The 3,707-nt window shown below is 70.6% G+C and carries 5 protein-coding genes; 2 read left to right on the forward strand and 3 right to left on the reverse strand.

The window, feature by feature from the left end:
• On the forward strand, positions 1-205 hold a 205-nt coding region (locus AC2W7A_RS10385; protein ID WP_485991287.1), incomplete at its 5' end, for an IS3 family transposase.
• Between the two features lie 79 nt (positions 206-284).
• On the opposite strand, the gene AC2W7A_RS10390 is transcribed toward AC2W7A_RS10385, so the two are convergent.
• Genes AC2W7A_RS10390 through lipB form a run of 3 tightly spaced genes read right to left on the reverse strand, consistent with a single transcriptional unit; the run spans position 285 to position 2,828 of the window.
• Complete coding sequence (locus tag AC2W7A_RS10390) at positions 285-1,097, reverse strand: DUF4191 domain-containing protein (protein WP_485991288.1); 813 nt, start codon at positions 1,095-1,097, stop codon at positions 285-287.
• A 25-nt stretch (positions 1,098-1,122) separates the two neighbouring features.
• Complete coding sequence (gene lipA / locus AC2W7A_RS10395; protein WP_485991289.1) at positions 1,123-2,130, reverse strand: lipoyl synthase; 1,008 nt, start codon at positions 2,128-2,130, stop codon at positions 1,123-1,125.
• On the reverse strand, positions 2,127-2,828 hold the full coding sequence (gene lipB, locus AC2W7A_RS10400; protein WP_485991290.1) for a lipoyl(octanoyl) transferase LipB: 702 nt from the start codon (positions 2,826-2,828) through the stop codon (positions 2,127-2,129). The genes lipA and lipB overlap by 4 nt, the downstream gene beginning before the upstream one ends.
• 125 nt (positions 2,829-2,953) lie before the next feature.
• On the opposite strand from lipB, the gene AC2W7A_RS10405 reads away from it, so the two are divergent.
• A partial coding sequence (locus AC2W7A_RS10405; RefSeq protein ID WP_485991291.1) for a protein kinase domain-containing protein occupies positions 2,954-3,707 on the forward strand: 754 nt, incomplete at its 3' end.

Genomic DNA, 3,707 nt, shown 5'->3' on the forward strand with positions numbered 1-3,707 from the left:
CGCGGTGGCCGAGAACTTCTTCTCGCACCTGAAGACCGAGGCCTTCCTCGATGGGTACCCGGCCACCGTGGCCGAGATGACCGCAGCTTTGGAGTCCTACATCCAGTGGTACAACTACCACCGGATCCAGCAACGACTCGAGGGCCTGACCCCGATGAAGTATCGGGAACAGGCCCTCGAGGAAGACAGGGCGCTTACGCTCTGATTACCAGTCCAACAACCGGGGACCAGTGCACACCTCGCGAGGTGACGTCCCGTCGGTGTTCCCCGGCCTGGGGGAGGGGTCAGCGGCCGCGCAGGCCCCGTCGGTCCGGCCGGGCCTTCATGGGGTCCACACCCTTGGGGATCGGCAACCTGGCCGAGCCGATGGCGGACAGGCGCTTGTCGATCGCGTTCACCTCGTGCTTGGTGAGCTTCTTCTCCATCGCCTTCATCGTCTTGGTGAGCCTGTGCAGCGGCACCTGGCCCTCGCCGTGGCCGGTCTCCACCACGCGCACCGGCACGTTCGGCAGGAACCGCTCCATGGCGCGCTGCTCCTTCTGCACCAGCTTGGCGATGCGGTTGGAGGGGCCCTCGGTCACCAGGACGACGCCCGGACGGCCGATCGCGCGGTACACCACGTCCTGGGTGCGCGGGTTCACCGCCACGGGCTCCTGGCCGACGATCCAGCCTCGCTTCAGGGTGGACAGGGCGGCACCGGAGGCACCCGGGCGGCCGTCGATCTGGGCGAACATCGCCCGCTCGGCGAAGCGGTTCATGACGATGATGGCCACGAGCACGCCGAACGGGATCGCGATCAGCAGCCAGGTGATCCAGTTGTTCAGCAGCAGGCCGATGAGCAGGCCCACCAGCAGGGTGGCGACGAACGCCAGGACCATCCACAGCACCAGCTTGGGGTAGTGCTGGCGGGTCATGGAGAAGACCTGCTTGAGCTGGGTGATGATGCCCGGCTTGCGGCTGCGGTCGGCGCGCTTGGCGGCGCGGTCGGACTTCTTGTCCGCCTTCATCTGCCGACGGCGGTCGCGCTGCATCGCCTTGACCTCCTTGAGGGAGGGCGTGGACGAGCCGGTCTGGGAGGATGCGGAGTTCTTGGCCATAGCCTGTCCAGTCTACCTGCGCGGATCAGCCCATGCGGGCGACGACAGCGGCGGCCTCCTGGCGCGCCGTCGACTCTCCGGCCAGCTGGGACAGGTGCTCCGGCAGCTCGCGGCCCAGCTTCTCCAGGGCCGAGGCGTAGAGCTTGCCGGCGCGGTAGGACGAACGCACCAGCGGGCCGGCCATGACGCCGGCGAAGCCGATCTCCTCCGCGCGCTTCGACCAGTCCACGAACTCCTGCGGCTTCACCCAGCGGTCGATCGGGTGGTGCAGCTTGGAGGGCCGCACGTACTGGGTGATGGTGATGATGTCGCAGCCGGCCTCGTGCAGGTCCACGAGCGCCTGGTCGATCTCATGGTCCTCCTCGCCCATGCCGAGGATCAGGTTGGACTTGGTGACGAGCTCGTCCGCCTTCGCCATGGAGAGCACCTTGAGGGACTTCTCGTAGGTGAAGGCCGGGCGGATCCTGCGGAAGATGCGGGGGACGGTCTCCAGGTTGTGCGCGAACACCTCGGGGCGGGCGTCGAAGACCTGCTGGACCAGCTCCGGCACCGCGCCGAAGTCCGGGGGCAGGATCTCCAGTCCCGTGTTCGGGTTCAGCTCGTGGACCTTGCGGATGGTCTCCGCGTAGAGCCACGCGGCGCCGTCCTTCTGGTCGTCACGGGCCACGCCGGTGACGGTGGCGTAGCGCAGGTTCATCTCCCGGATGTTCTCCGCGACCTTCTGCGGCTCCTCCATGTCCAGCGGACGCGGCCTGCCGGTGGCGATGTCGCAGAAGTCGCAGCGGCGCGTGCAGATGTCCCCGCCGATGAGGAAGGTGGCCTCGCGGTCCTCCCAGCATTCGTAGATGTTGGGGCAGCCGGCCTCCTCGCACACGGTGTGCAGGCCGGAGCCCTTCACCTTGTTCTTCAGGCCGATGTACTCCGGGCCCATGTGGACCTTCGCCTTGATCCACTCCGGCTTGCGCTCGACCGGGACCTCGGCGTTGCGGGCCTCGACGCGGAGCAGGCGGCGGCCGTCGGGTGCAGGGCTCATGCGGGGTGTCCTTCCGGGGTGGCGGTGGAGATGTACTGGGGGGCGAGCTCGGCGAGGTGGCGCTCGAGCACGGGGCGGACGTCGGCCGGGGTGACGGTGCGGCCGGTCTCCGCGCTGAGGGTGGTGGTGGAGGCGTCGGCGATGCCGCACGCGATGATCGAGGAGTACGGGTCCAGGGAGTTGGAGCAGTTCAGCGCCCAGCCGTGCATGGAGACGCCGTCGTGGATCGACAGGCCGATGGCGCCCAGCTTGCGGTCCGGGCGGAGCCGGCCGTCCTCGGCCTGGTCGGCCGGGCACCAGATCCCCGCCCGGCCGTCCACGCGGAGGGCGTTGACACCGTACTCGGCGGCGGTCCGGATCAGCAGTTCCTCGATGAACCAGACGAAGTCCTTCACGTGGGCGCGATCGCGCAGTCGGACGATCGGGTAGCCGACGAGCTGGCCCGGCCCGTGCCAGGTGATCTTGCCGCCGCGGTCCACGTCGATGACCTCGGCGCCGTCCGTGGGGCGCTCGGAGTCCTCGGTGCGCCGGCCCGCCGTGTACACGGGGGCGTGCTCGAGCAGGAGGATCTCGCCGTCGGACTCGCCGGCGACGACCCGGGCGTGCAGGGAACGCTGCAGATCCCACGCCTTCCGGTAGTCGACGAAGTCCGGATCGAGGCCGAGGACGCGCACCGGAGGTGGAGTGAGCTCAGACATGCCCGCCACTCTATCGGTTCGACGCCGCTCTGTGGATAACCCCGGGGTCGTGCCCCGCGCCGGGCCAGAATGGCGATGGCGGGTCCGCTCCGGCCCGCCCTGGAGGCACGGGAGGGGGACCCGAGATGGACGAGACAGAGGGGACGGCGCATCAGGCCCGGCCGCCGAGGGCACCGGGCTGGACGGCGGTCCGCCGGCTCGGTGCGGGAGCAGACGCGGAGGTCTGGGAGGTCGAGGGCGCCGCCGGAGAACGAGCGGCGCTCAAGGTGCCGATGCCGGGCGGCGAGGACTCGCTGCTGCAGGAGGCCGAGGCGCTGCGCTACCACCGGCATCGTCATCTGGCGGCGCCGCTGGGGCAGGTGCAGACCGACCGCGGCCGGGGACTGCTCAGCGAGCTGCTGCCCGGAGGGAGCCTGGCGGCCCTGGTGCGTTCCGGCGGCCCCCTGCGCGCCGCACGCATGCGGACGGCCGTGGTGCCCGTGGCCCAGGCCCTGCATTCCCTGCACTCCGAGGGGATCGTCCACGGCGACGTCTCGCCCTCCAACATCCTCTTCGACGTGGACGGGCGGCCGGCGTTGGCGGACCTGGGCGCCTCCAGGCTGCTCGGCGGACCCTCCCGTGGCGGCGCCACCCCCGGGTTCGCCGCCCCGGAGGTCCTGGACCCGGACGCGGCGTCAGGGGAGTCGGTGACCGCGGCTGCAGACGTCTACGGCCTCGGGGCCGTCGCCTGGTTCGCACTGACGGGCCGCGCGCCCGGCGCATTGGAGGACCGTGCGCCCCTGCCTGTGCTGGTGCCCGAGGCGACGCCGAGCTGGGCGATCTGCTCGACGCCTGCCTCGACCCCGGACCCGACCCCTGCGCCCGAGCGCCGAGGAGCTG

This window comes from Micrococcus sp. LASM2_SD2, from assembly GCF_057364565.1.